Origin of the sequence: Mitsuaria sp. PDC51 (genome assembly GCF_900113225.1) — a bacterium.
Lineage (GTDB): Bacteria > Pseudomonadota > Gammaproteobacteria > Burkholderiales > Burkholderiaceae_C > Roseateles.
Map to the genome: position 1 here is coordinate 2,560,900 of NZ_FOZE01000001.1, position 24,470 is coordinate 2,585,369.

Sequence of the window (24,470 nt, forward strand, 5' to 3'; positions counted from 1 at the left end):
GCGATAGCGACAGCGGCAGCAACAGCGATACCGTGACCGACAGGGAGCGATCGTCATGACCGAGGAAACCTCCAGCCCGCACACCAGCGACCGCCATCGGGTCAACGTGCAGGACGACTACGAACTGCGTTACTGGGGCGAGCGCTTCGGCGTCTCGCCGGAGCTGCTGCGGCACGCGGTGGACGCGGTCGGCACCAGCGCCAAGGCCGTCGAGGAGTGGCTCCAGGCGCACCGTTGAGCGGCGCGCCGAGCGGCCGAGGGTGCTCCGCCCACCGCCGGGAACAAGGATTGCTGCCTGGGCAGTTTCCCGATCCGACCCGCCAGGAGTGCCCAGCATGGATGTCGACCCGGACCTCGCGTCTTCCCTGTCTCCCCCGGACGCCGCCCCGTGCGACGCTGACCCCGGGGCGATCTCGCGCCGCGGCCTGCTGATCGCCGGCGCGGGCGCCTCGGCCGCGGTCGCCGCCGGCGCGCCCCTCGAGGCGACCGCGCAGACCCCGTCGCGCCCCGGCGCGCGCCCTCAGGAGAACCTCGTGGCCACCACCCGCGTGACGCTCGACGTCAACGGCCAGTCCCACACGCTGGACGTCGACAACCGCACCTCGCTGCTGGACCTGCTGCGCGAGCACCTGCAGCTCACCGGCACCAAGAAGGGCTGCGACCACGGCCAGTGCGGCGCCTGCACCATCCACCTCGACGGCCGGCGCGTCAACGCCTGCCTGACGCTGGCGGTCATGCACCAGGGCGCGAAGGTCGTCACCATCGAGGGCCTGGGCACGCCGGAGCGGCTGCATCCGATGCAGGCGGCCTTCGTGCGGCATGACGGCTACCAATGCGGCTACTGCACGCCGGGCCAGATCTGCTCGGCGGTCGCGGTGCTCGACGAGATCAAGGCCGGCCTGCCCAGCCACGTCACGCCCGACCTCCAGGCCCGGCCGCTGCTGTCCATCGACGAACTGCGCGAGCGCATGAGCGGCAACCTGTGCCGCTGCGGCGCGTACTCCAACATCATCGACGCGATGGCCGAGGTGGCCGGCGTCGCCGTGCCGGGCACCGGCGAGCGGAGGCCCGCATGAAGCCCTTCACCTACGAGCGCGCCGCCTCGCCCACCGCCGCGGTCGCCGCGGCGGCGGCGCGGCCCGGCGCGCGCTTCATCGCCGGCGGGACCAACCTGCTCGACCTGATGAAGCTGCAGATCGAGGCGCCCGTCCACCTGGTCGACGTGAACGGCCTGGGCCTGGACCGGATCGAGCCAACGCCCGAGGGCGGCCTGCGCATCGGCGCGCTGGTGCGCAACACCGACCTGGCGGCGGACGCCCGCGTGCGGCGCGACTACGGCGTGCTGTCGCGCGCGCTGCTGGCCGGCGCTTCCGGCCAGTTGCGCAACCGCGCCACCACCGCCGGCAACCTGCTGCAGCGCACCCGCTGCCCCTACTTCTACGACACGGACCAGCCCTGCAACAAGCGCCAGCCCGGCAGCGGCTGCCCGGCAATCGCCGGCATGAGCCGGCCGCTGGCGGTGATCGGCGTCAGCGACGCCTGCATCGCCTCGCATCCGAGCGACATGGCGGTGGCCATGCGGGTGCTGGACGCGACCGTCGAGACCCTGCGGCCCGACGGCCAGGCGCGGCGCATCCCGATCGCCGACTTCCACCGCCTGCCGGGCAACACACCGCACATCGAGACGACGCTCGAGGCCAACGAGCTGATCACCGCGGTCACCCTGCCGCGGCCGCTCGGCGGCACGCAGCTCTATCACAAGGTGCGGGACCGCGCGTCCTATGCCTTCGCGCTGGTCTCGGTGGCCGCGGTGATCCCGCGCGACGGCGGCGCCGCGCGCTTCGCCGTCGGCGGCATCGCGCCCAAGCCCTGGCGCGTCGAACGCGCCGAGACGGCGCTGCGCCAGGGCGTGCCCGCCGCCGCGCAGGCGCTGCTGGCCGGCGCGACGCCGACCGCGGAGAACGCCTTCAAGCTGCCGCTGGTCGAGCGCACGCTCGCCGCCGTCCTGGCTCAGGCCCGGCTCACCGGGAGGACCGCATGAAGTTCGACACCCCCGCCACCACCAATCCGATCGACCAGCTGCGGATCGTCGGCCGGCCCAGCGACCGCATCGACGGGCCGCGCAAGACCACCGGCACCGCGCCCTACGCCTACGAGCGCCATGACGTCGCCCGGGACGCGGCCTACGGCGTCGTCGTCGGCGCAGGCATCGCCAAGGGCCGCATCGCGTGGATCGACGTCCAGGCCGCGGAAGCCGCGCCCGGCGTGCTCGCCGTCGTGACCGCGCAGAACGCCGGCAAGCTCGGCAAGGGGCGGATGAACACCGCCGCGCTGCTGGGCGGACCGGAGATCGCGCACTACCACCAGGCCATCGCCGTCGTGGTCGCCGAGCGCTTCGAGCAGGCGCGCGCGGCGGCCGCGCTGATCCGCGTCGAGTACACGCCCGAGCCGGGCGCCTTCAGCCTGGCCAAGGCCAAGGACCAGGCCAAGCCCCCCAAGCAGGACGACGGCCCCGGCGGCACGCCGCCCGAAACGCGGGTCGGCGACTTCGACGGCGCCTTCGCCCGCGCGCCGGTGCGCATCGATCACACCTACACGACCCCCGACCAGTCGCACGCGATGATGGAGCCGCATGCGACGCTGGCGGTCTGGGAAGGCGATCGCCTCACCGTCTGGACCTCCAACCAGATGATCGACTGGGGCCGCGGCGACCTGGCGCGCACCCTGGGCCTGCCGCGCGACAAGGTGCGGCTGATCTCGCCCTTCGTCGGCGGCGGTTTCGGCGGCAAGCTCTTCCTGCGCGCCGACGTGCTGATGGCCGCGCTCGGCGCGAAGGCGGCCGGCCGTCCGGTCAAGGTGGCGCTGCAGCGGCCGCTGATGATGAACAACACCACGCACCGCCCGGCGACGCTGCAGCGCATCCGCATCGGCGCGGGCCAGGACGGCCGCATCACCGCGATCGGCCATGAGAGCTGGTCGGGCGACCTGCCCGGCGGCTCGCCCGAGACGGCGGTGGCGCAGACGCGGCTGCTCTACGCGGGCCGGCACCGCATGACCGCGATGAAGCTGGCGGTGCTGGACCTGCCCGAGGGCAACGCGATGCGCGCGCCGGGCGAGGCGCCCGGCCTGATGGCGCTGGAGATCGCGATCGACGAGATGGCCGAGCAACTGCGCATGGACCCGATCCAGTTCCGGCTGCTCAACGACACGCAGGTCGATCCGGAGCAGCCCGACCGGCCGTTCTCGCAGCGCCGGCTGGGCGAATGCCTGCGCACCGGGGCCGAGCGCTTCGGCTGGAACCGGCGCATGCCGCCGGGCCAGCGGCGCGAAGGTCCCGGCGGCCGCTGGCTGGTCGGGATGGGCGTGGCGGCGGCCTTCCGCAACAACCTGGTGATGAAGTCGGCCGCGCGGGTGCGGCTGGACCGCCGCGGCATCGTCACCGTCGAGACCGACATGACCGACATCGGCACCGGCAGCTACACCATCCTGGCGCAGACCGCGGCCGAGATGATGGGCGTGGGGCTGGACCAGGTCGTCGTGCGCCTGGGCGACTCGGCGCTGCCGGTGTCGTCCGGCTCGGGCGGGCAATGGGGCGGCAACAGTTCGGCCTCGGGCGTCTACGCCGCCTGCGTCGCGCTGCGCGAGGCGGTCGCCCGGCGCGCCGGCATCGACCTCAAGGACGCCGTCTTCGCCGACGGCCAGCTGCGCGGCGGCGGCCGCAGCCTGCCGCTGGGCGAGATCGCCGGCGCCGAGGGCATCGCCGCCGAGGACCGCATCGAGTTCGGCGACCTCGACAAGAAGTACCAGCAGTCCACCTTCGGCGGCCACTTCTGCGAGGTCGCCGTCGACGCCTACACCGGCGAGGTGCGCGTGCGCCGCATGCTGGCGGTCTGCGCCGCCGGGCGCATCCTCAATCCGAAGACGGCGCGCAGCCAGGTGATCGGCGCGATGACCATGGGCGTGGGCGCGGCGCTGATGGAGGCGCTGCATGTCGACGAGCGCCGCGGCTTCTTCGTCAACCACGACCTGGCCGGCTACGAGGTGCCCGCGCATGCGGACATCCCGCACCAGGAAGTGATCTTCCTGGACGAGACCGACCCGGTCTCCTCGCCGCTCAAGGCCAAGGGCGTCGGCGAGCTGGGGATCTGCGGCGTCGCGGCGGCGGTGGCCAACGCCATCCACAACGCCACCGGCGTCCGGATCCGCGACTATCCGATCACGCTCGACAAGCTGCTCAAGGACCTGCCGAAGCCGGCGTGAGGCCCTCGCGCGTCGGATTCATCGCCTCGGCCAGCACCGCGGCGAGGCTGTCGATGTCGTAGGGCTTGGGCACCAGCGGCACGTTCGGCGCCTCCTCGATGCGCACCGGATGGCCGCTGGCCAGCACCACCGGCAGTGTCGGCTTGAGCACCTTCAAGGTCCGCACCAGGTCCACGCCGCTGCGCGCGCCGGGCATGACGATGTCGGTCAGCACCACGTCGGCGCTCAGGCCGGCCCGCAGCTGGTCCAGCGCATGGTCGGCCGAGGGCGCCGTCTTGACGGTGAAACCGCGCTCCTCCAGCGCCTGCGCGGTGAGCTCGCGCACCGAGGGTTCGTCCTCGACCAGCAGCACCGTGCCCGCATGGCGACGCTCCGTGGCCGGGCCGGCGGGGACCGGCGACGCCGCGTCCTCCATCCGCCCGTGCGAGCGCGGTAGCCACAGCGTCACCTCGGTGCCCAGGCCGATCTTGCTGACGATGCCGGCCGTGCCGCCCGCCGACCGCGCCAGCGCATACACCTGTGCCAGCCCCAGGCCAGTGCCCTGCCCCACCGGCTTGGTGGTGAAGAAGGGCTCGAAGGCGCGCTCCATCTGTTCCTGCGTCATGCCGTCGCCGGTGTCGCGCACCGCGATCGCGACGTACTCGCCCGGCTGCAGCTCCGGCGCCAGGCCAACCGGGTCGCCCTCGGCCAGCACGCGGTTGCGGGCCGACACCGTCAGCGTGCCACGCCCCTGCATCGCATCGCGCGCGTTCAGCGCCAGGTTGAGCACCGCCAGCTCGAGCTGGACCGGATCGGTGCGCACCGGCCAGAGCGTCTCGTCGATGGCCAGCGTGACCTCGACCGCGCTGCCCACCGCGCCGCTGGCCAGCGCCATCAGCTCGGGCAGCTGGCGGCGCAGGTCGATGACGGTTTCATGGCCCACCTGCTGGCGGCCGAAGGCCAGCAGCTGCCGCGTCAGCTGCGCGGCCTTGGAGGTGGCGCGCTGGCAGGCGTCGAGCGCGCTGTCGGCGCGCGGATCGCTGCTCAGCCGGCGCGCCAGCTGCAGCCCGGTGGTCATCGTCTGCAGCAGGTTGTTGAAGTCGTGCGCGATGCCGCCGGTCAAGCGGCCCAGCGCCTCCAGCTTCTGGCTGCGCAGCGCCGTCTGCTGCGCGTTGCGGGTCTGGGCGACGGCGGTGTCGACCTCCTCGCGCAGGCGCTGCTCGCTGCCGGCGCGCTCGCGGCTGGCCACGGCCAGGGCGCGCTGGACGATGTCGATCTCGTCGATGCCGCTGCGCACCTCCTCGAGCGTGCCGCCTCCGCCCAGCCGGATCGCGTCCTTGCGCAGGCGGCGCAGCGGCTCGGCGATCGCGCGGCTCATGCGCCGTGCCAGCACCAGCGCCAGCACGATGAAGACCAGCGACAGCGCCAGCATCATCGCGAACGCGGCCCAGGCGCTCTTGGCCAGCTCCGCCTGGCTCAGACCGATCAGCACCACCCAGCCGGAGTCCGGCGCGCGGCTGAAGGCGGTGAAGACCGGCTCGCCGTCGAGCGTGCGCAGGTCCACCACGCCGCGGTCGGCGCGGGCCAGGGCGTCCAGCATGTCGCCGGTGGCGCGCTGCCCGACGCGGCGTTCCGGCTCGCGCGTGCGGGCGATGACGGCGCCCTGCCCGTCCAGCACCACGCCCAGCCAACCGGCGGGCAGCGGCTGCTGGCGGAAGATCTGCTGCATCTCGCTGACCGGACTGCCCAGGCCGAGGAACATCGCCTGGCCGGCCACGGTCACCGGCACCCGCACCGCGAAGCTGGGGCGACGGTCAACCGGACCGAGATAGAGGTTGGAGACGATCAGCCGGCGGCGCGTGTCGATGCCGTCCGGGAAAGCCGCAGCCGCCGGCAGCGGCTGCCCCCAGGCGACCCGGGTGTTGAGCAGTTGCCGGCCGTCCGGCGCCGTCAGCACGATGGTGCTGGGCGTGCCGGCCACGAGCCGCGTGGCCTCGCCATGGAACTGCGCCAGCCGGCCCTCGGCCAGGCTCGGGGACACGCTCAGGGCCTGCAGCAAGGCGGTGCGCACCGCCATCTCCCGGTCGGTGACCAGGCTCAGCGCCTCGGCGGTCTCGGTCGCGGCGGCGACGGCCGCGCGCCGTTCGGTGTGGAAGACCGCCATGCCGGCGATCACCGACAGCAGCAGCGTCGGCAGCACGATCAGCCAGACCATGGCGCGCAACTTGCCGCTGACGGACCCGGCGCGCGGCGCGGTGGAGGTCGGGGTCCGGTCGGGCATGGTGCGCGATTCTAGGCGCGGGCCCGGGCCCTTGACGGTGTCCTCACACCCCCGATCCGGGGCCACGCGACCATGACCTGCCAGGGAGGGCGGCGATGAAACTGCTCGTCATCGAGGACGAGGACAAGCTCGGCGAATACCTGCGCGGCGGCCTCACCCAGGAGGGCTTCGTCGTCGACCTGGTGCGCGACGGCGTCGACGGCCTGCACCAGGCCAGCGAAGGCGCCTACGACCTGGTGCTGCTCGACGGCGTGCTGCCGGGCATCGACGGCCTGGCCGTGCTGGCCGCGCTGCGCCAGCAGGACCACACCCGCACGCTGCCGGTGCTGATGCTGACGGCGCGGGCCGAGGTCGAGGACCGCGTGCGCGGCCTGCAGGCCGGCGCCGACGACTACCTGGTCAAGCCCTTCGCCTTCTCGGAACTGGTGGCCCGCATCCAGGCGCTGCTGCGGCGCGCCAGCGCGACGCCGGTGGCCGAGGCCACCGTGCTGAAGCTGGCCGACCTGGAGCTCGACCTGCTGCGCCGCAAGGCCCACCGCGCCGGCCAGCGGCTGGACCTGACGGCCAAGGAGTTCAGCCTGCTCACGCTGCTGCTGCGGCGCCAGGGCCAGGTCTTGTCACGGACGGAGTTGGCCGAGCAGGTCTGGGACATGAACTTCGACAGCGGCACCAACGTCGTCGAGGTCGCCGTGCGGCGCCTGAGGACCAAGCTGGACCGGCCCTTCGAGGCGCCGCTGCTGCACACGGTGCGCGGGATGGGCTACGTGCTGGAGACGCGCGAGCCCTGAGGCCGCCGGCGCCACCACGCCAGCAGCCCCAGGCCGCCGGCCAGCATCGCCCAGCTCGACGGCTCGGGCACCGGCGCCGCCAGCTGCTCGAAGGCCAGCTGCTGCATCGCCGTGGCCTGCGCCTGCGAGATGCCGAGTTGCGCCGCGGCCGTCTCCGTCGCGCCCAGGCTGCGCGGGTCCAGCCCCGTGATGCGGCCGAAGATCGTCAGCGCCTCCAGGTAGCTGCCGAAGCGGCTCGCGTGGTAGTTGTCGTCGGCCCAGAGCTTGACCGTGCCCGGGTCGATGCCGTCATAGGGATTCGCGTCCGCGAAGCCCTGCGCCATCGCCCGGTTCCAGGCCAGGCCCACCGGGATCACGCCGTCGATGTGCTCCGACGCCAGGTCCGCCTGCTGATAACCGGCGTAGACGTCCCGGGCCATCTGGTAGATGGATTCGCCGTACCAGGCGCCGCTGGGCGGATAGGTCTGGTCGGCGCGCGACCAGGTCGCCATCAGGTTGATCTTCACGTCCGCGTTGCGGGCATGCAGCGCATCGGCCAGCAGGCCCGAGTACTGGATCAGCTTGGCCGGATTGCCGGGATCGGACGCGTCCAGCGTGCTGTAGCTCTGCAGCACCACGCGGTCCCAGGGCTTGTCGATCAACGCCATCTTGGTGTTGTAGTGCAGGTCCAGGCCGCTGCCGCCGACGGTCTCCAGGCTCACGTCGTAGTTCAGCCCCGCCTGCACGGTGAAGGCCTTGAACAGCGCGGGGATGCCGCCGATGCCGGTGCCGTTCAGGTCGGTGACCGAGCCGGGGTTGAACTGCATCACGGCCGAGCCCTGCGCGTAGGTGAAGCTGTTGCCGACGAACAGGATGCTCTCGGCCCGCGCCGCGCCGGCGGACAGCGCCAGCACGACGCCCGCGAGCGGGCAGAAGAATCGATTCATGGATGTCGTCCTCGGTGTGGAGTCGTTGAAGCGCGCCCGCGTCCAGGCGGGCGCCTCGCCCTTATAGGAAGCGGGACACCGTCCGGGAGGACCTCCCCCTAGTTCGCTGTGCGGCAGGCATGTGGAAACTGGTGCGCCAGCGCACGCAAACGGCGCATGGGCCGCGCGAGGACGCAGGTTGGCACAAACGGACACCCGCGTTTACCGCGGCGGGCACGGTGATTGCCATCTTGTCCGGTTGGAACGATGTCCAGTTCCTGGAGCTTTTGATGTCCCTGCCCGTTGCCGCAACTCCTTCCGCGTCCCAGCCCCGCGCCAATCTCCTGCTCGTGCAGATGCCCGAGGAGGATCAGGCCCGCTGGTCCGGACAGCTCGAGACCGTCGAGCTGCTCAAGGGGCGCGTGCTGTTCGAGGCCGGCGCTCCCGCCACGCATGTGTACTTCCCGATCACGGCCATCGTGTCGCTGATCCACACCACGCATTCCGGCGACTCGGCGCAGGTCGCGATGATCGGCTCCGAGGGCGCCGCCGGCCTGGCGGCCGCGATGGGCGGGGAATCGCCCGCCTGCCGCGCCGTCGTGCAGCGCGCCGGCCTGGCCTTCCGCATGCGGGTGTCGCTGGTGCGCGAGGAACTGATGCGGCCCGGCGGGTCGACGCAGCTGCTGCTGCGCTACCTGCAGTCGCTGATCTCGCAGATCGCGCACACCGCGGTCTGCAACCGCCATCACTCGCTGGAGCGGCAGCTGTGCCGCTGGCTGCTGCTGTGCCTGGACCGCCAACATGGTCACAACGAGCTGTCGGTCACCCAGGAGTCGATCTCCAACCTGCTGGGCGTGCGCCGGGAAGGCGTCACCGAGAGCGCCCAGCGCCTCCAGGCCGCCGGCCTGATCCGTTACTCCCGCGGACATATCGCGGTGCTGGATCGACCGGGGCTGGAAGCCCGGGCCTGCGAGTGCTACGCCCTGCTCAAGCAGGACTTCCAGCGCTTGCTGCCCCAGGACCCGGACGGCGTGAACGCGGCCACCTCTGCCACCTTCGCGCCCGTCGCCGTGCAGGCCTGAGGGCTTCTTCGCATCGCTTCAAAGCATCGCAGCGGACGTCCCGTCGAGGACGGGGCGTCGTCGAGCGCCTGTTGAACGCTCCGTGCCGCGCGCCACGGTGCCGGCCCGCACCGTCGCCGTGTCGCGCGTGTCGGTCCGGAGCTTCCGGGCACCCGCATGCCCTCGAGATCCGGACCCTGGACCTGACCAGCCCCGGGCGGGACCGGTCGCACGATCACTTCTCCGTGCGGCCGCGACGGCGCGCCACGAAGCCGATGGCACCCAGACCGGCGATCAGCATCGCGTAGGTCGAGGGCTCCGGCACCACGGCGGCGGCGAAGTTGATCGAGCCGCCGCCCTGGCGGATGCGGAAGCCACCGGCGAAGGGCTCGACCTGCGACGTCGTGTTGGAGAACGAGGTCAGCGCCAGGTCATACACCGGCAGCGAGGTCTGGAAGCCCGGCACCAGCCAGTTCAGCGTCAGCTTGGCATTGGCCGAGGGGTTGAAGGTGCCGTCGCCCAGCGGCGTGGTCGCCACCGTGCCCAGCACCAGCGAGCCGCTGGCCAGGGCCACTTCGCCGGCCGCGCTTTCGGTCGGGGTGTTGCCCGCGAAGCCGAACGACGAGGTGCCGTTGTAGCCGTACAGGGTGTAGGTCAGCGAGGTCAGCGTGCCGACCGTGGACACCGAGCCCGGGTCACCGGCCTGCGTCAGCGTGCCGTTGCCGCTGAACTGGATGTAGAAGCCGTAGTCCGAGTTCAGGCCGTTGGACGGCAGCGTGGTGCCGCCGAGCTGGGCGGCGCTGATGGCCAGGTAGCCCGATTCGCTGAACGTGTTGCCGGCCCCGAAGGTGATGGTCGAGTAGTTCGACACCAGCAGGTTGTCGGCGGTGAAGGCCGAGCCGTTCAGGCCGGCGGTGGCCGGGTCCCAGGTGAATTGCGGCAGCGCGGAAGCGCTGGCGCTGACGGCGGCCAGGGCGAGGGCCAGCAGGGTGCGCTGGAACGCCACAGGCTTGCGGGAGAGCAAAGGCAGGGTCATGGTGGTTGCTCCGATAGAAAGATGTCCGCCAATCGCGGACGGCGCAGTGTCCCCAGGCGCCCCAGAGAGCGTCTGTACGTCCACCCACATAAAAACGGCCCCTCCCGGGGGCTGTACCCGGAAGGTGCGACGAACCACCCCCGGCGTGCCTGGAACGCCCCCGCGTTCGCGGGATGCCGCGCGTACGCGACGGGCCACATCCCCGATGCCATCGGGGGCAAGTCGCGCTGCGGCACCACGCGTCAAGGTGCGTCGGCATGCGTCGATGTGCGTCGATGTGCTTCGGCATGTGCAGCCTGCAACGGCCTGCATCGGGATGCGTGGCCCGCATCGGCATGCGCGGCCTGCGCTTGCATGCGTCGATGCGCCTCGGCGCGAATTACTGCGCTCGCCCGGCGCTTTTCCGTGGCCGCATCGGCGCGGCCGCACCGGACAATCGCGCATCGCTTCCGACGCCCCTTCGCCCGCCATGTCCCAGCCCGCCCGCTCCGCCGCTTCCGCCGCCCTGACCTCCACCGCCGCCTCCGGCGTCGCCGGGCTGATGCTGGGCCAGATCGTGCTCGCGCTGGCGCTGCATCACAACCGCTCGGTGGAGGGACTGGGCTTCGCGCTCGTCTTCCTGCTGGCTGGCGGCGCCGCGGTGGCCTGCTTCCTGACGCACCGCCACCAGCAGCGCCGCCCGCGCCAGGAGCCTGCGCCGCTGCGCCTGTGGCTCATCGCGCTGGCGGGCGGCGTGCTCGCCTCGATGCTGGTCATCGGCGCGCTCTGAGCGTCGTCGCTCCGCACCCCACGCGCGCCATGCGCGATGGCGATCGCGCTCGCGATCGATCGTCGCGGGACGGGCACTCTCCTTGCCCTCGAGCCGCGATGCCCACCGATCGCCACGTCCGCACCTCTGCCACCGATACCGCGCCCGCCCGCACGCGCGCCGCGTCGGCGACCCCTGGGCGCGGCGCACGGCGGGCCTCGCCGCGCCGGATCCGCACCGGCCGCGGCTGAGCGGCGCCGGCGGCGCTTGCGCGCTGCCGGCGGCTTCTCTTCACCAGCGCTTCAGGCCGAGGGATCGTCCTCATGCTCCGGATCCGGCCCCGCGGACGGATCGTCCCCGCTGGCCAGGTCCTCGACGTCGATCGACGCGTCCACGTCCTCGATCGCCGGCGAGCGGCTCACCCGGTCCGGCAGGATGTCGGCGGCGTCCGTCGCGCGGCCCGGCGTGGCCGAGCCACGCTCGCCGGTGCCGAAGCGGTCGGTATCGCTGGAAGGATCGGCGGGCGTCGCGCCCAGTTCGTCCGGATCGTCCGTGCCGGTGGCCAGCGGACGTTCGCCGAGCACGTCGCTGCCGCTGTCGGAACTGTCGCTCGGGCCGAGCGAGTCGGTGCCGCGTCCCTTGGACTGCGACGGGGCGGGCACGCCGCCAAGGATGCTGCTGGTGGCCATCTGGGTACTCCTTGCAAGACCTCGAGGGGTCGATGCAGACAGTTCGGCAAAGGCCGGACCCGCAGCCCAGACATGCAAACCCCATCGCTGCTCCCGCGCGACCGCACGACCACAAAGCCACACGACCCCCTCGCCCGCTTGCGGGAGAGGGTTGGGGTGAGGGTCTTCAACGCGCCCGCTTCTGATAGAGCCGCTCACGCGCCGCGATCTCGACGAAATCGCCGGCATGCGAGGAGAAGCGCAGCGTCTCCCGCGCGCCCAGGCCGAGGAAGCCGTTGCGGCACAGCGCCTCGCTGAACAGGCCCAGCGCCCGGTCCTGCAGCGCGCGGTTGAAATAGATCAGCACGTTGCGGCAGGACACCAGCTGGACCTCGGCGAAGACGCTGTCGGTGGACAGGCTGTGGTCGCTGAAGACGATGCGCTCCTTGAGCGCCTTGTCCATCAGCACGTGGTCATAGGCGGCCGTGTAGTACTCCGACAGCGAACCCCTCCCGCCCGACGCCCGGTGGTTCTCCGAGAACAGCGGCACCTGGTCCATCCGGTACACCCCGGCCTGCGCCTGCGCCAGCGCCTCGTGGCTGATGTCGGTCGCGTAGATCAGCGTGCGCTCCAGCAGCCCTTCCTCCTTCATGAGGATCGCCATCGAATAGGCCTCCTCGCCGCCGCTGCAGCCCGCCACCCAGATCCGCAGCGACGGGAAGGTGCGCAGCACCGGCACGACCTGCTCGCGCAGCGCGCGAAAGTACTCGGGGTCGCGGAACATCTCGCTGACCTGCACCGTCAGGTCGGCCAGCACCGAGCGGAAGACCTCCGCCTCGCGCAGCAGCCGTCCCTGCAGCTGCGACAGGTTGGCGCAGTGGAAGCGCTGCATCGCCGCCTTCAGGCGGCGGCGCAGCGAGGTGCCGGCGTAGTCGCGGAAATCGTAGTGGTAGCGCTCGTAGATCGCTTCCAGGATCAGGCGGACCTCGATGTCCAGCTCGGGGGCTGCTTGCGCCATCGGCCGGTCGTCCTCAGCGCGGCATCCAGACCCGCACCAGCGAGAGCAGCTTCTCGATGTCCAGTGGCTTGGCGATGTAGTCGTTGGCGCCCGCGGCCATGCACTTCTCCTGGTCGTCCTTCATCGCCTTGGCGGTGAGCGCGATGATCGGCAGCCGCTTGAGCTCGGGCCGCGCGCGGATCTCGCGCATCGCGGTGTAGCCGTCCATCTCCGGCATCATGATGTCCATCAGCACCAGGTCCACCGGCGCCTTCGCGCCCGGTCCCTGCAGCGGCGCGGCCAGCCGCTCCAGCGCCTCGCGTCCGTTGCGCGCGATCTCCACCTTCACGCCCTTGGGCTCCAGCACCGCCGACAGCGCGAAGATGTTGCGCACGTCGTCCTCGACGATCAGCACCCGCCGCCCCTCCAGCATGTTGTCGCGCGCCCTCACCTCCTTGAGCATGCGCTGGCGCTCGGGCGGCAGCTGGGCTTCGACCTGGTGCAGGAACAGCGTGACCTCGTCGAGCAGCCGCTCGGGCGAACGGGCGCCCTTGATGATGATCGAGCGCGAGTAGCGCCGCAGCTGCTGCTCCTGCTGCGGCGACAGCGTGTGGCCGGTGTAGACGATCACCGGCGGGAAGGCGACGTCGTCCTGCCGCGCCATCTGGTCGAGCAGGTCGTAGCCGCTCATGTCCGGCAGGTTCAGGTCCATGACCATGCAGTCGAAGGTCGACTGGCGCAGCGCCTCCAGCGCCTCGGCCGCGGTCGACACGCCATGGATGCGGACCTCGTCCGCCGCCAGCAGGTGGCGGATGCTGTCGAGCTGCCGGGCATCGTCCTCGACCACCAGCACCGTGCGCAGGCGCTGCGAGAACTTGGCCTCCAGCCGCTGCAGCGCGATCTCCAGCTCGTCGCGCTTGACCGGCTTGAGCGCATACCCGACCGCGCCGCGCTCGAGCGCCTCGTGGGTGTAGTCGGCCACCGAGATCACGTGCACCGGGATGTGCCGCGTCAGCGGCTCGCGCTTGAGGCGGTCCAGCACGCCCAGCCCGGAGTGGTCCGGCAGGTTCATGTCCAGCAGGATCGCGCTGGGCGCGTAGCGCTGGGCGACGGACAGGCCGTTCTCGGCCGTGTGCGCCATCAGGCAGACGAAACCCATCTCGCGGATCAGGTCGCGCAGGATGAGCGCGAAGCGCGGGTCGTCCTCGATGACCAGGATGGCGCGGTCGCCCGGCACCCAGGAGAGCCGGTCGTCGTCGAGCTGCGGCAGCCGCGGCTCGGGCGCGGCGGGCGCGGGCTCACGCAGCAGCGACACCGCCGGGCCGTCGGCCCCTTCCTCCGCCTCGCCGTCCGCCGGCAGCCGGGCCTGGAAAGCGGCGATGGCCGGCGGCGCGGTGATCGGCGCCTGCGCCGGCGACAGTGGACGCTGCACCTGGCCGTCGGCCGGCAGCTCGTGCGTGGGCGGCAGCACCAGACTGAAGGTCGAGCCCTCGCCGGGCGCGCTGTGCAGGTGGATGTCGCCGCCCAGCAGCCGCGCCAGGTCGCGCGAGATCGACAGGCCCAGCCCGGTGCCGCCGTACTTGCGATGGGTGCTGCCGTCGGCCTGCCGGAAAGCCTCGAAGATCGGCGCCTGCTGGTGCGCCGGGATGCCGATGCCGGTGTCGGTGACCGCGAAGGCGATGCGGCCATCGGCGGTGGCGCCCACCTCCATGCGCACGGAGCCGCGCTCGGTGAACTTCAGCGCGTTGGACAGCAGGTTCTTGAGGATCTGGCCCAGGCGGGCCTCGTCGGTCTCGATCCATTCGGGCGCGCCGGGCGCCAGCTGCAGGCCGAAGGCCAGGTTGCGCTGCGCGGCGATCGGCGCGAAGACCTGCGTCAGCTGCTGCAGCAGGCGCGGCAGCGACACGCGGTCGATCTGCATGTCGACCTTGCCGGCCTCGATCTTGGACAGGTCCAGGATGTCGTTGATCAGCGCCAGCAGGTCGTTGCCGGCCGAGCTGATGGTCTGCGCGAAGCGGACCTGTTCGTCGCTCAGGTTGCCGTCCTTGTTGTCGGCCAGCAGCTTGGCCAGGATCAGGGTCGAGTTCAGCGGCGTGCGCAACTCGTGGCTCATGTTGGCCAGGAACTCGCTCTTGTACTGGTTGGAGCGCTCCAGCGCCTCGGCGCGGTCGGTGAGCTGCGCCTGGGCCTGGGTCAGCTCCGAGCGCTGCAGCTCAAGCTGGCGCGCCTGCTCCTCGAGCTGGGTGTTGCTCTGCTCGAGCTCGGTCTGCTGCTTCTCCAGCCGCAGCTGCGAGTCGCGCAGCGCGTTGCCCTGCTCTTCCAGCTCCTCGTTGCTGGCGCGCAGCTCTTCCTGCTGCATCTGCAGTTCCTCGGCCTGGCGGCGGCTCTCCTCGAGCAGCGACTCCAGCCGGCTGCGGTCCTTGGCGGCGCGCAGCGCCATCGCCAGCGGTTCGGCCACCCGCGCCAGCAGCTCGCGCTCGGCCTCGCCGACGTGATGCAGGAATCCGAGTTCGATCACGCCCTGCAGGCGCCGGTCCACGCCGACCGGCGCGATCAGCAGCTCGGTCGACGTCGCCCGTCCCAGCGCGGAGCTGACCGGCAGGTAGTCGGCCGGAAGCCGCGTGACATGCACCGGCCGGCGATCGCGCGCCGCCTGGCCCACCAACGTGTCCCCGCCGCGCACCACGGGCGCGGACTCGCCCTCCGCCGCGACCGGCAACGCATAACCGCCCACGCGCAGGTAGCTGCCGTCGTCCTGGGTGACGTAGAAGGCCCCCACCCGGGCGTCGGTCCAGCGCGCCAGGAAGCTGGTCGCGACGTCGGCGAGCCGCTCCACATGCGGGTCGCCCTGCAACTCCACGCCCAGGCCGGCCAGGCCGGCCTTGAGCCACTCCTCGGTGCGGGCGGCGCGATGGGCGCGCGCGCTCAGCGCGGCCGCGACCGCCGTCAGCACCACCAGCAGCGCCGAGCCGCCCCACATCATCCCGGCCGTCTGCTGGACGGCGGCGTCCCAGAGCGCGCGGCGCTCGGCGGCGCGATCGCGCTCCTCGCGCTCCATCTCGCCCAGCAGCGTGCGGATGCGCTCCATCAGGATCCGCCCCCGGTCGCCCTGCACCACGGTCACCGCGCCGATGCCGTCGCCCTTGCGGCGCATCGCGATGGATTCCTCCATCTCGCCCAGCTTGGCCTTGACGAGCTGCTCGATCAGCTCCAGCCGGGCCAGCTGCGAACGGTAGTTCTGGAAGCTCGCGCGCAGGCGCTCGGTCGCGGCCGGCAGCGTGACCTGCGCGGTGTTGAACGGCAGCAGGTAGTTGTCCAGGCCGGTGATCAGGAAACCGCGCTGGCCGGTCTCGGCATCCTTGATCGCCGAGCCCAGCGCCTGGATCTGCTCCTGCACGGCGAGAGTGCGCGCCATCGCGTCGGCGGCCTCCGCCTGCGTGCGCTGCGTGCGCCATGAAAAGGCGGCGACGACCACGATGGTGAGCACCGCCAGCGCGAAGCCGAGCAGCGTGGGCAGCGGGAGCCATTCATGGCGGCGGGCGAGCGCGCCGCCAAGGTTCGCGCTGTTGGCACTGGTGGCGCCGGTGGCGCTGGCGAGGGGGCCGGAAGTCGTCGTGGTGTTCATGAATGCATGAATGAGAAAGCGGGGCGGCCGGGACGGGGGCGCATGCTAGCGCGCCCTCGTCCCGGCCGGTCCCCGGGATCCTCTCGGGGGGCTGTCGATGACCCTGGCCGGTCACTCGCGCGGCTCGCCGCGCGCATTGACCGTCACGGTCGCTCCCGGCGGCTGCCGGGTCTGCATGTAGTGCTCCTGTCCGTTGAAGCGATAGGTCACGTCCCAGTACTGCGGGTTGCCGCCGTTGGGCGCCGCGCCGCAGCGCTGCACGTTGCGCACGTCGTTGCGGTTCACGTTGCTGCCCACCACCGCGCCGCCGATCGCGCCGGCCGCGGTCGTCACCGCCTGCCCGCTGCCGCCGCCGAACTGATGACCCAGGATGCCGCCCAGCACGCCGCCGATCACCGCGCCGCCGACGTTGGGCCGGTCCCGCACTTCCTTCTGCTCGATCCAGCAGCGTTGCTGCTCGTTGCCCATCACGGCGCGCACCGAGACCACCTGCGCCTGGTACAGCGTCTCCTCGCCGCGGCGGTAGTAGGTGGGCTGCGGCTCGGGGCCGTAGCGGTCGCGGCCGACCTCGGCGCGCTCGTCCACGCGCCGCGCCGAGCTGATCCGGTTGTCGAGGCCCATCGAGCGCAGCGACGGGTAGCTGCCCGGCTGCAGCACGCGGCAGCGGCCGCGATAGTCCGGGTCCTCGCAGACCTCCCAGCGCTCGCCGCGCACCTCGATCGAGGACGCGCGGTCGTTGAAGCCGATCTCCTTGAGGAAACGCACCTGCGTGTCGATGCCGCCGGTGCGGCCGCGGAACTGCTCGTCCTCGTAGAAGGTGATGTCGGCCATCGCCTGGCCGGCCAGGACGCAGGCGGCGGCCGCGACGGCCGCCTTCATCGTGCGGGAGCTGCAAGGCTTCATGACGATCCCCATCGTGTTGATGCGATGCCTCCACTGTGGTCCAGCGGCGCGCCGGGGTCTGTCGGGCCGCGCTGGCCCGGGCTGTAGGACGCCACGCCGCGCGACGCCGCGCCCGCGCACCCGCTGCCGCGCCGCCGCATCGGGGCCTCTCAACGTTCCGACTGCAGCCGCGGCAGCAGCAGCTCGAACATCGTGCCCTGCCGCGCCCGCGACGCGCCGATCAGCGAGCCGCCATGCGCGCGCGCCACGCGCTCGGGCTCCTCCAGCCCCGGGCCGACCAGGGCCGAGGACATGCCCGACACCGGTTCGGTGCCGCCGAACAGGTGGATGGCGGCCTCGGGTTCGAGCACGCGATCGAAGCTGATGCGCAGCGTCAGCGAGCGATGCGCCGCGCCGTCGACCTGGATGCGGATCCCGCAGTCGCCGGCATGCGTGGCGCCTTGCATGATCAGCCGGTCGATGGCCTGGGCCATCAGTTCCGGATCGAAGTCGCCGGTGGTGTCGCCGACGCGTTCGAACGCGGGCGGCACCCACATCACCGCCTGGTTGCTTTCGACGTCCAGGCGCTGTGCCGCCAGCGTGGCCAGGTCGCCGAGCACCGGCTGCACCTGCAGCAGCTCGCAGGGCCGCCGCGCCAGGCTGCCCAGGTGGTCCACCTGGCGCCCCAGCAGCGTCGCCGCCGCCTTGACGCGCTGGCCGGCCTTCTGCAGGGAGGGCGACTCGGTCTGACGGATCAGCAGCTCGGCGTTGAGCATCATGACCGACAGCGGGCTGCGGATGTCGTGGCTGAGCGCGCCCAGCATCAGCGCGTTCACCCGCGCCAGGCGTTCCTGCTCGACGATGCGCTCGGCCAGCATCAGGCGCTGGCGGTGCAGGTCGGCGAAGACCGCGACCTTGCTGCGCAGCACATGCGCGTCGACCGGTTTGTAGATGAAGTCGACCGCGCCGGCCTCGTAGCCCTTGAAGCTGCGCTGCGCCTCCTGGGAGCCGGCGGTCAGAAAGATGATCGGCACGTGCCGGGTACGCTCCGCCCCGCGCATCAGCTCGGCCAGGGTGAAGCCGTCCATGCCCGGCATCTGCACGTCCAGCAGGGCCAGCATCACGTCATGCACCAGCAGCAGTTCGAGCGCGGCGGGACCGGATTCCGCCGTCAACACGCGCAGCCCCGAGTCGGCCAGCAGCGCCTTCATCGCGAGCAGGTTCTGCGGCTTGTCGTCCACCACCAGCACGCTGATCTCATCGGCCACGTCGTTCTCCCAATCGTTGGTCTTGAATGTCTGACAGGGGCACTGGGCAAACGGCATGCCCATTTCGCCCCAGGGCTTACCCGCCCCCAATCCTCGCCCCGTGACGCCGGAGCGGGTGAGGTCGGCAGAGTACGATCGCGGCCGCCGCGCCATCCCGCGCACCCTTCTCCCCGCATCACGGCGTCAACCGCGCCCAAGAGGACCCGATGAAACAGAACAGCGCCGCCGTCGAAGATCTCCTGTCCACCCAACGCGACCGTGTGCTCGCCGAATGGCAGGCCGAACTCGCCGCCAGCGGCCGCGCGCTGGCCAGCGAAGGCCGCGAGACCGGCGAACTGCTGGACGCCCTCCTCGCCGGCGTGCGCGCCACCGGCAACACCGAGAACTTCGACGATGCGCCCTGGGCGCCTTTGCGCGAGGTGCTGGCGAGCCTGTCGCGCTCGCGCGCCGCCCAGGGATCGACCGCCGCCGACACCAGCCGCTTCGTGCTGGCGCTCAAGAAGCCGCTGTTCGCCGGCCTGCAACGCCGCTTCAGCGACCAGCCGGCCGCACTCGTGGACGCCACCTGGGAGGTGTCCTCGCTGCTGGACCACATGGCGCAGCACACCGTCAGCACCTACCAGCGCAGCCGCGAGGACATCATCGCCCGCCAGCAGCAGGAGCTGCTGGAGCTCTCCACCCCGGTCGTCAAGCTGTGGGACGGCGTGCTGGCGGTGCCGATGATCGGCACGCTCGACAGCGGCCGCACCCAGCTGGTCATGGAGACGCTGCTGCAGCGCATCGTGGAGACCGGCTCCGCGCTGGCGATCATCGACATCACCGGCGTGCCGACCGTCGACACGCTGGTCGCGCAGCATCTGCTCAAGACCGTCACCGCCATCCGGCTGATGGGCGCGGACGCGATCATCAGCGGCATCCGGCCGCAGATCGCGCAGACCATCGTGCACCTGGGCATCGACCTGGAAGGCATCACGACCAAGGCGACGCTGGCCGACGCGCTGGCGCTGGCGATGCGACGCGCCGGCTTCGTCGTCTCCAGGGCCAAGGCCGCCCCGGGCGCCATGAGCGGAACGGCCGGCACGGGCGGCGCCGCATGACGACGCGCATCCCCATCCTGCGCATGGGCAGGACGCTGCTGGTCACCATCCAGGTCGACCTGCAGGACCAGACCGCGATGGCGCTGCAGGACGACCTGGCCAACCGCATCCAGGAGACCGGCGCGACCGGCGTGCTGATCGACATCTCCGCGCTGGAGATCGTCGACTCCTTCATCGGCCGCATGCTGGCCGGCATCTCCGGCATCGCCCGGGTGCTGGGCGCCAACTCGGTGGTCGTCGGCATGCAGCCGGCGGTGGCCATCACGCTGGTGGAGCTGGGCCTGTCGTTGCCGGGCGTGAGCACCGCGCTGGACGTCGAGCGGGGCATGGCGCTGCTGCGCCGCGCCGACGCCCTGGCGCAGGCCGGGCTGGACGAGGATGAGGCCGCATCGACCGACGACATCGAGGAGCCGCCCGGTGCCGGCCGCTGAGTCCGCCGGCGCGCTGCCGATCCACGTCGAGTCCGACATCGTGCTGGCGCGCCAGCTGGTGCGGCGCCTGACGCAGGAGCTGCGCTTCTCCCTGGTCGACCAGACCAAGATGATCACCGCGGCCAGCGAGCTGTCGCGCAACACGCTGATCTACGGCGGCGGCGGCGAGATGGCCTGGCAGTTCGTCCAGGCCGGCGTGCGCACGGGCCTGCAACTTGCCTTCGTCGACCAGGGGCCGGGCATTCCGGACCTGGAGCTGGCGATGAAGGATGGATGGACCTCGGGCAACGGGATGGGCATGGGCCTGTCCGGCAGCAAGCGGCTGGTGAACGACTTCGAGATCGAGTCCGGGCCCGGACGCGGCACGCGCGTGACGATCACGCGCTGGAAGTAGCCATGCGTCCGCATCGTCGCTTCCCCATCGACGACGTCAGTCAGGTGGGCGAAGCCCGGCGGGCCGCGCAGGCGCTGGCCACCGAACTGGGCTTCGACGCGGACGCCGCCGGCCGGCTGGCCCTGGTGGTGACCGAGCTCGGCACCAACCTGGTCCGGCACGTCGGCCCCGGCCGCAAGGCCGAATTGCTGGTCGGCCCCGACGTCGCGCGCGATGGGGGCCCGCCCGCCGTGCAGGTGCTGGCCATGGACCAGGGCGACGGCATGGACCTCGAGCGCTGCCTGCGCGACGGCTACAGCACCGGCGGCTCGTCCGGCACGGGCCTGGGCGCGATCCGGCGCCAGGCCGACCGCTTCGGCGCGTTCTCGGCGCCTGGCCGGGGCACGGTCATCGCCACCCGCCTCGCGGTGCGGGGCGAGCGCACGTCCGTGCCCGCGCGCCCTGCGGCCTTCGACATCGCCGGGCTGTCGCTCGCGGCGCCCGGCGAGTCGGTGAGCGGCGACGCCTGGGCCCTGCGCCGCGACGGCACGCAGTGGTCGCTGGCGCTGGCCGACGGCCTCGGGCACGGGCCCGACGCGGCCACGGCGGCGGATCGGCTGATGGCGCTGCTGGGCGAGGCGGCGCCGGGCCTGCGGGCCTCGCCGGCCGCCTTCCTGGACAGCGCGCACGAGCCGCTGCGCAGCACGCGCGGCTGCGCCGCCGCGATGGTCGCGCTCGATGAAGGCGGCACGTCGCTGCGCTTCGGCGGCGCCGGCAACGTCATCGGGCGCCTGATCTCCGGCGTGGCCGACCGCTCGCTGCTGTCGCAGCACGGCACGCTCGGCCTGCAGGTGCGACGCCTGCAGGATGTGGTCTACGATTGGCCGCCCCACGCGGTGCTGGTGCTGCACTCCGATGGCATCGTCAGCCGCTGGTCGCTGGCGGACACGCCCGGCCTGCTGCAGGCCGACCCGGCGGTCATCGCCGGATGGATCGCCCGGGACCACCTGCGCGGACGGGACGACGCGACCGTCGTCGTGGTGCGCCGCCATGAAGGACCATGACGGACGATGAAGGACCGTGAGGACAGCGAGACAGTGAGGACAGTTGTCACAGTTGGAACGCGCATGACGCCCATGAACGACACCACGACCATCGCTCCGGATGTCGCCGCGCTGCAGGCCGCGCTGGCCGCGGCCCGCGCCCAGGTCGAGGCCTTGCAGAGCGAACTCGACGAGACCAACCGCGGCGTGCTGGCGCTGTACGCGGAGCTGGACACGCAGGCCCAGCAGCTGCGCCAGGCGACCGAGCTCAAGAGCCGCTTCCTCGCCTACATGAGCCATGAGTTCCGCACGCCGATCTCGTCGATCCGCAGCCTGACGCGGCTGCTGCTCGACCGCATCGACGGCCCGTTGACGCTGGAGCAGGAACGGCAGATCAACTTCATCCGCACCACGTCGGAGGAATTCGCCGACATGGTCAACGACCTGCTCGACCTGGCCAAGGTCGAGGCCGGCCGCATCGACATCTCGCCGGCCTGGTTCGAGCTGGTCGACCTGTTCGCGGCGCTGCGCGGCATGTTCAAGCCGGTGCTGGTCAACCCGGAGGTGCAGCTGGTCTTCGAGGAGCCGCAAGGCGTCTCGCAGCTCTTCACCGACAACGCCAAGCTCTCGCAGATCCTGCGCAACTTCATCTCCAACGCGCTGAAGTTCACCGCGCAGGGCGAGGTGCGCGTCAGCGCGGTGGTGGGCGACGGTCCGGACGGCGCGGACGAGGTCACCTTCTCCGTGCGCGACACCGGCATCGGCATCGCGCCGGAATTCCACGGCGCGATCTTCCAGGACTTCGCCCAGATCGACTCGCCGATCCAGAAGCGCCTGCGCGGCACCGGCCTGGGCCTGTCGCTCAGCAAGCGGCTGGCGGAGCTGCTCGGCGGCCGCGTCGCGCTGAGCAGCACGCCGGGCGTGGGGTCGGTGTTCTCGGTGACGCTGCCGCTGCAGCTGCCGGGCGCGACCGGCGCGACCGAAGCGGCCACCGACGCGGAGGCCAACGCAGTCAGGGAAGTGCCCGACGCATGAGCGAGCCCCACGCCATCGACCGCTCGCGGCACCGGCTGCTCGTCGTCAACGACGATCCGGTGGGCCGCTACACCACGGTGCGGCTGCTCAACGCGGCCGGTTTCCCGACGCTGGAAGCCGCCACCGGCGCCGAGGCGCTGCGCGCCGCGGAGCAGCGGCCGTCCGCCGTCGTGCTGGACATCCACCTGCCCGACATCGACGGCTTCGAGCTGTGCCGCCGCCTGCGCGCCCAGGCCAGCACCTTCCGTCTGCCGGTCATCCACCTGACGGCCGCCTACCTCACCGACGAGGACAAGGTCCGCGGCCTGGACGCCGGCGCCGATGCCTACCTCACCCATCCGGTCGAGCCGGCGGTGCTGGTGTCGACCATCCAGTCGCTGGTGCGCACCCGCGAGGCCGAGGAGGCGATGCGGCGCAGCGAGGCCAAGTTCCGCGCCGTCTACGCGCAGGCGCCGATCGGCATCTGCCTGCTGCGGGCCGGCGACAGCACGCTGCTGGAAGCCAATCCCGCGATGCTGGCGCTGCTGGGGCTCGGCGCCGACCAGGGCGAAGCGGTCGCGGGCCGCCCGCTGACCGACTTCGTCGCCAGCGAGGACCAGGGCGCCGCGCGCGGTTTCATCGCGATGCTCGGCAGCGAGGGCGCGCGCGCGGAGTTCCCGCTGCGCTCGAGCGGCGGCCGCGCGGTGCCGGTCGAATGGACCGCCTCGCCGCCGATCGAGCCCGGCATCTGCATGGCGATGGCCGCGGACATCTCGCAGCGCCAGCTGCTGGCGCGGCAGCGCCAGGAACTGCTCGACCGCGAGCGCGTCGCGCGCGGCGAGGCCGAGCGGCTCTCGCGCATGAAGGACGACCTGATCGCGGTGCTGTCGCACGAGCTGCGCACGCCACTGAACGCGATCATGGGCTGGACGCACGTGCTGCAGCGGCACAGCCCGCCGGAGCTGCTCGTCAAGGGGCTGGCGGCGATCGACCGCAACGTGTCGATCCAGGCGCGGATGATCACCGACATCCTGGACATGTCCCGGCTCAACATCGGCAAGCTGCCGCTGGCGCGCGAGCGCGTCGAGGCCGGCGCGGTGCTGCGCGAGGCGGCGGCGGTGGTCCAGCACACGCTCGACGAAAGCGGCCACCGGCTGGCGCTGGACCTCCGGGACGAGGCCACGCCACTGCTGGCCGACAGCGGGCGGGTGCAGCAGGTGATCTGGAACCTGATGGGCAACGCCGCCAAGTTCTCGCCGCGCGGCAGCACGATCACCCTGACGCTGCGAGCCGCCGACGGCGGCGCGCGCGTGGAGGTCCGCGACGAGGGCCAGGGCATCGCGCCGGAGTTCCTGCCCCATGTCTTCGACCGCTTCACCCAGAGCGACGCGGCCAGCAGCCGCCAGCACGGCGGGCTCGGCCTGGGGCTGGCGATCGTCAAGAGTCTGGTGGAGGCGCATGGCGGCTGGGTGGAGGTCCACAGCGAAGGGCGTGGGCGCGGCGCGGCCTTCCGCTTCTGGCTGCCCGGTGCCGACAACGCGCCGCCCGACGTGGACACCGGCCCCGGCATGCTGAGCGCCTTCGGCGCCCTCGGCGAGGCCGCCACCGGCGACGCGCCGGCGATCGTGCTGCCGGGCCTGCGGGTGCTGGTCGTGGACGACGACGTGGACGCCGGCGCGATGCTGAAACTGATCCTGAGCGAGCGCGGCGCGCAGGTGACCGTGGTCCACGGCGCGGACGAGGCGCTGCTGGCCCTGGCCGGCAACGCCTTCGACCTCTTGATCAGCGACATCGGCATGCCGGGTCGCGATGGCTACGACCTGGTGCGGGACATCCGCGGCCTCGAGCCGCCCGGCGAGCGGCTGCCGGCGATCGCGCTGACCGCCTTCTCGCGCGACGTGGACCGGCAGCAGGCGCTGCAGGCCGGCTTCGACGCCCACCTGGCCAAGCCGCTCAAGCCGCCGCTGCTGATGCGCCTGGTGGCGCAGATCACCCGCGCGGACGTGGGCTGAGG

General features: G+C 72.0%; 21 protein-coding genes. 13 read left to right on the forward strand and 8 right to left on the reverse strand.

The features are described 5' to 3' along the window. The first annotated feature begins 55 nt into the window (after positions 1 to 55). The 4 genes from BM393_RS10755 (at position 56) to paoC (ending at position 4,260) form a co-directional block, all read left to right on the forward strand. Positions 56 to 238 carry a DUF3606 domain-containing protein gene (locus BM393_RS10755; protein ID WP_091724754.1) on the forward strand — a complete coding sequence of 61 codons (183 nt, stop codon included), beginning with the start codon at positions 56 to 58 and terminating at the stop codon, positions 236 to 238. Positions 239 to 335: 97 nt separating this feature from the next. Further along, positions 336 to 1,076 (forward strand): aldehyde dehydrogenase iron-sulfur subunit PaoA, encoded by a 741-nt coding sequence (gene paoA, locus BM393_RS10760; protein ID WP_091724755.1) that lies wholly within the window; start codon positions 336 to 338, stop codon positions 1,074 to 1,076. After that, positions 1,073 to 2,041 (forward strand): xanthine dehydrogenase family protein subunit M, encoded by a 969-nt coding sequence (locus BM393_RS10765; RefSeq protein ID WP_091724756.1) that lies wholly within the window; start codon positions 1,073 to 1,075, stop codon positions 2,039 to 2,041. The genes paoA and BM393_RS10765 overlap by 4 nt, the downstream gene beginning before the upstream one ends. Next, the gene (gene paoC / locus BM393_RS10770; RefSeq protein ID WP_091724757.1) at positions 2,038 to 4,260 is read left to right on the forward strand and encodes an aldehyde oxidoreductase molybdenum-binding subunit PaoC; all 2,223 of its coding nucleotides are present in this window, start codon (positions 2,038 to 2,040) and stop codon (positions 4,258 to 4,260) included. Before BM393_RS10765 ends, paoC begins: the two co-directional genes overlap by 4 nt. Here paoC and BM393_RS10775 read toward each other — a convergent pair. Beyond that, entirely contained in the window at positions 4,235 to 6,520 is a 2,286-nt protein-coding gene (locus tag BM393_RS10775) for an ATP-binding protein (RefSeq protein ID WP_091724758.1), read from the reverse strand. The two genes, paoC and BM393_RS10775, sit on opposite strands and share 26 nt — an antisense overlap. Before the next feature lie 95 nt (positions 6,521 to 6,615). Here BM393_RS10775 and BM393_RS10780 point away from each other — a divergent pair, with 95 nt between their 5' ends. Beyond that, a complete protein-coding gene (locus BM393_RS10780) occupies positions 6,616 to 7,308 on the forward strand; it encodes a heavy metal response regulator transcription factor (RefSeq protein WP_091724759.1) in 693 nt (230 codons plus the stop codon). Here BM393_RS10780 and BM393_RS10785 read toward each other — a convergent pair. Continuing rightward, positions 7,281 to 8,234 carry a DUF4886 domain-containing protein gene (locus tag BM393_RS10785; protein ID WP_091724760.1) on the reverse strand — a complete coding sequence of 318 codons (954 nt, stop codon included), beginning with the start codon at positions 8,232 to 8,234 and terminating at the stop codon, positions 7,281 to 7,283. The two genes, BM393_RS10780 and BM393_RS10785, sit on opposite strands and share 28 nt — an antisense overlap. Before the next feature lie 269 nt (positions 8,235 to 8,503). Between BM393_RS10785 and BM393_RS10790 the strand changes: the two genes are divergently transcribed. Then, a complete protein-coding gene (locus BM393_RS10790) occupies positions 8,504 to 9,295 on the forward strand; it encodes a Crp/Fnr family transcriptional regulator (protein WP_091724761.1) in 792 nt (263 codons plus the stop codon). A 214-nt stretch (positions 9,296 to 9,509) separates the two neighbouring features. Here BM393_RS10790 and pepA read toward each other — a convergent pair whose 3' ends face one another. Beyond that, entirely contained in the window at positions 9,510 to 10,310 is an 801-nt protein-coding gene (pepA, locus tag BM393_RS25725) for a flocculation-associated PEP-CTERM protein PepA (RefSeq protein ID WP_175538282.1), read from the reverse strand. Positions 10,311 to 10,779: 469 nt separating this feature from the next. Between pepA and BM393_RS10800 the strand changes: the two genes are divergently transcribed. Then, positions 10,780 to 11,079: a hypothetical protein gene (locus BM393_RS10800; RefSeq protein ID WP_091724763.1), complete on the forward strand. Its 300-nt coding sequence runs from the start codon at positions 10,780 to 10,782 to the stop codon at positions 11,077 to 11,079. Between the two features lie 281 nt (positions 11,080 to 11,360). On the opposite strand, the gene BM393_RS10805 is transcribed toward BM393_RS10800, so the two are convergent. The 5 genes from BM393_RS10805 to BM393_RS10825 all read right to left on the reverse strand — a co-directional run bounded on the left by BM393_RS10805 (position 11,361) and on the right by BM393_RS10825 (position 18,498). Continuing rightward, on the reverse strand, positions 11,361 to 11,747 hold the full coding sequence (locus BM393_RS10805; RefSeq protein ID WP_091724764.1) for a hypothetical protein: 387 nt from the start codon (positions 11,745 to 11,747) through the stop codon (positions 11,361 to 11,363). Between the two features lie 166 nt (positions 11,748 to 11,913). Then, entirely contained in the window at positions 11,914 to 12,744 is an 831-nt protein-coding gene (locus BM393_RS10810; RefSeq protein ID WP_091724765.1) for a protein-glutamate O-methyltransferase CheR, read from the reverse strand. 13 nt (positions 12,745 to 12,757) lie between these two features. Further along, positions 12,758 to 16,348, reverse strand: coding sequence for a response regulator (locus BM393_RS10815; protein ID WP_091724766.1), 3,591 nt, complete (start codon positions 16,346 to 16,348; stop codon positions 12,758 to 12,760). Between the two features lie 111 nt (positions 16,349 to 16,459). Continuing rightward, entirely contained in the window at positions 16,460 to 17,251 is a 792-nt protein-coding gene (locus BM393_RS10820) for a beta/gamma crystallin-related protein (RefSeq protein ID WP_254783339.1), read from the reverse strand. A gap of 149 nt (positions 17,252 to 17,400) precedes the next feature. Further along, on the reverse strand, positions 17,401 to 18,498 hold the full coding sequence (locus BM393_RS10825) for a response regulator (RefSeq protein WP_175538283.1): 1,098 nt from the start codon (positions 18,496 to 18,498) through the stop codon (positions 17,401 to 17,403). 206 nt (positions 18,499 to 18,704) lie between these two features. On the opposite strand from BM393_RS10825, the gene BM393_RS10830 reads away from it, so the two are divergent. The 6 genes from BM393_RS10830 to BM393_RS10855 all read left to right on the forward strand — a co-directional run bounded on the left by BM393_RS10830 (position 18,705) and on the right by BM393_RS10855 (position 24,468). Further along, positions 18,705 to 19,595, forward strand: coding sequence for an STAS domain-containing protein (locus BM393_RS10830; RefSeq protein ID WP_091724768.1), 891 nt, complete (start codon positions 18,705 to 18,707; stop codon positions 19,593 to 19,595). Next, positions 19,592 to 20,026 carry an STAS domain-containing protein gene (locus BM393_RS10835; RefSeq protein ID WP_091724769.1) on the forward strand — a complete coding sequence of 145 codons (435 nt, stop codon included), beginning with the start codon at positions 19,592 to 19,594 and terminating at the stop codon, positions 20,024 to 20,026. Before BM393_RS10830 ends, BM393_RS10835 begins: the two co-directional genes overlap by 4 nt. Continuing rightward, the gene (locus BM393_RS10840; protein WP_091724770.1) at positions 19,974 to 20,420 is read left to right on the forward strand and encodes an anti-sigma regulatory factor; all 447 of its coding nucleotides are present in this window, start codon (positions 19,974 to 19,976) and stop codon (positions 20,418 to 20,420) included. Before BM393_RS10835 ends, BM393_RS10840 begins: the two co-directional genes overlap by 53 nt. 2 nt (positions 20,421 to 20,422) lie before the next feature. Further along, positions 20,423 to 21,463, forward strand: coding sequence for a SpoIIE family protein phosphatase (locus BM393_RS10845; protein WP_091724771.1), 1,041 nt, complete (start codon positions 20,423 to 20,425; stop codon positions 21,461 to 21,463). Between the two features lie 72 nt (positions 21,464 to 21,535). After that, positions 21,536 to 22,477 (forward strand): sensor histidine kinase KdpD, encoded by a 942-nt coding sequence (locus BM393_RS10850; RefSeq protein WP_091725340.1) that lies wholly within the window; start codon positions 21,536 to 21,538, stop codon positions 22,475 to 22,477. Further along, positions 22,474 to 24,468, forward strand: coding sequence for a response regulator (locus BM393_RS10855; protein ID WP_091724772.1), 1,995 nt, complete (start codon positions 22,474 to 22,476; stop codon positions 24,466 to 24,468). Before BM393_RS10850 ends, BM393_RS10855 begins: the two co-directional genes overlap by 4 nt. Positions 24,469 to 24,470 lie beyond the last annotated feature (2 nt).

Bases quoted from the DNA above. Each gene is read 5' to 3' on its own strand.
- BM393_RS10755 (WP_091724754.1), top strand. From the start codon at position 56: ATGACCGAGGAAACCTCCAGCCCGCACACCAGCGACCGCCATCGGGTC.
- paoA (WP_091724755.1), top strand. From the start codon at position 336: ATGGATGTCGACCCGGACCTCGCGTCTTCCCTGTCTCCCCCGGACGCC.
- BM393_RS10765 (WP_091724756.1), top strand. From the start codon at position 1,073: ATGAAGCCCTTCACCTACGAGCGCGCCGCCTCGCCCACCGCCGCGGTC.
- paoC (WP_091724757.1), top strand. From the start codon at position 2,038: ATGAAGTTCGACACCCCCGCCACCACCAATCCGATCGACCAGCTGCGG.
- BM393_RS10775 (WP_091724758.1), bottom strand. From the start codon at position 6,520: ATGCCCGACCGGACCCCGACCTCCACCGCGCCGCGCGCCGGGTCCGTC.
- BM393_RS10780 (WP_091724759.1), top strand. From the start codon at position 6,616: ATGAAACTGCTCGTCATCGAGGACGAGGACAAGCTCGGCGAATACCTG.
- BM393_RS10785 (WP_091724760.1), bottom strand. From the start codon at position 8,234: ATGAATCGATTCTTCTGCCCGCTCGCGGGCGTCGTGCTGGCGCTGTCC.
- BM393_RS10790 (WP_091724761.1), top strand. From the start codon at position 8,504: ATGTCCCTGCCCGTTGCCGCAACTCCTTCCGCGTCCCAGCCCCGCGCC.
- pepA (WP_175538282.1), bottom strand. From the start codon at position 10,310: ATGACCCTGCCTTTGCTCTCCCGCAAGCCTGTGGCGTTCCAGCGCACC.
- BM393_RS10800 (WP_091724763.1), top strand. From the start codon at position 10,780: ATGTCCCAGCCCGCCCGCTCCGCCGCTTCCGCCGCCCTGACCTCCACC.
- BM393_RS10805 (WP_091724764.1), bottom strand. From the start codon at position 11,747: ATGGCCACCAGCAGCATCCTTGGCGGCGTGCCCGCCCCGTCGCAGTCC.
- BM393_RS10810 (WP_091724765.1), bottom strand. From the start codon at position 12,744: ATGGCGCAAGCAGCCCCCGAGCTGGACATCGAGGTCCGCCTGATCCTG.
- BM393_RS10815 (WP_091724766.1), bottom strand. From the start codon at position 16,348: ATGAACACCACGACGACTTCCGGCCCCCTCGCCAGCGCCACCGGCGCC.
- BM393_RS10820 (WP_254783339.1), bottom strand. From the start codon at position 17,251: ATGAAGCCTTGCAGCTCCCGCACGATGAAGGCGGCCGTCGCGGCCGCC.
- BM393_RS10830 (WP_091724768.1), top strand. From the start codon at position 18,705: ATGAAACAGAACAGCGCCGCCGTCGAAGATCTCCTGTCCACCCAACGC.
- BM393_RS10835 (WP_091724769.1), top strand. From the start codon at position 19,592: ATGACGACGCGCATCCCCATCCTGCGCATGGGCAGGACGCTGCTGGTC.
- BM393_RS10840 (WP_091724770.1), top strand. From the start codon at position 19,974: ATGAGGCCGCATCGACCGACGACATCGAGGAGCCGCCCGGTGCCGGCC.
- BM393_RS10845 (WP_091724771.1), top strand. From the start codon at position 20,423: ATGCGTCCGCATCGTCGCTTCCCCATCGACGACGTCAGTCAGGTGGGC.
- BM393_RS10850 (WP_091725340.1), top strand. From the start codon at position 21,536: ATGAACGACACCACGACCATCGCTCCGGATGTCGCCGCGCTGCAGGCC.
- BM393_RS10855 (WP_091724772.1), top strand. From the start codon at position 22,474: ATGAGCGAGCCCCACGCCATCGACCGCTCGCGGCACCGGCTGCTCGTC.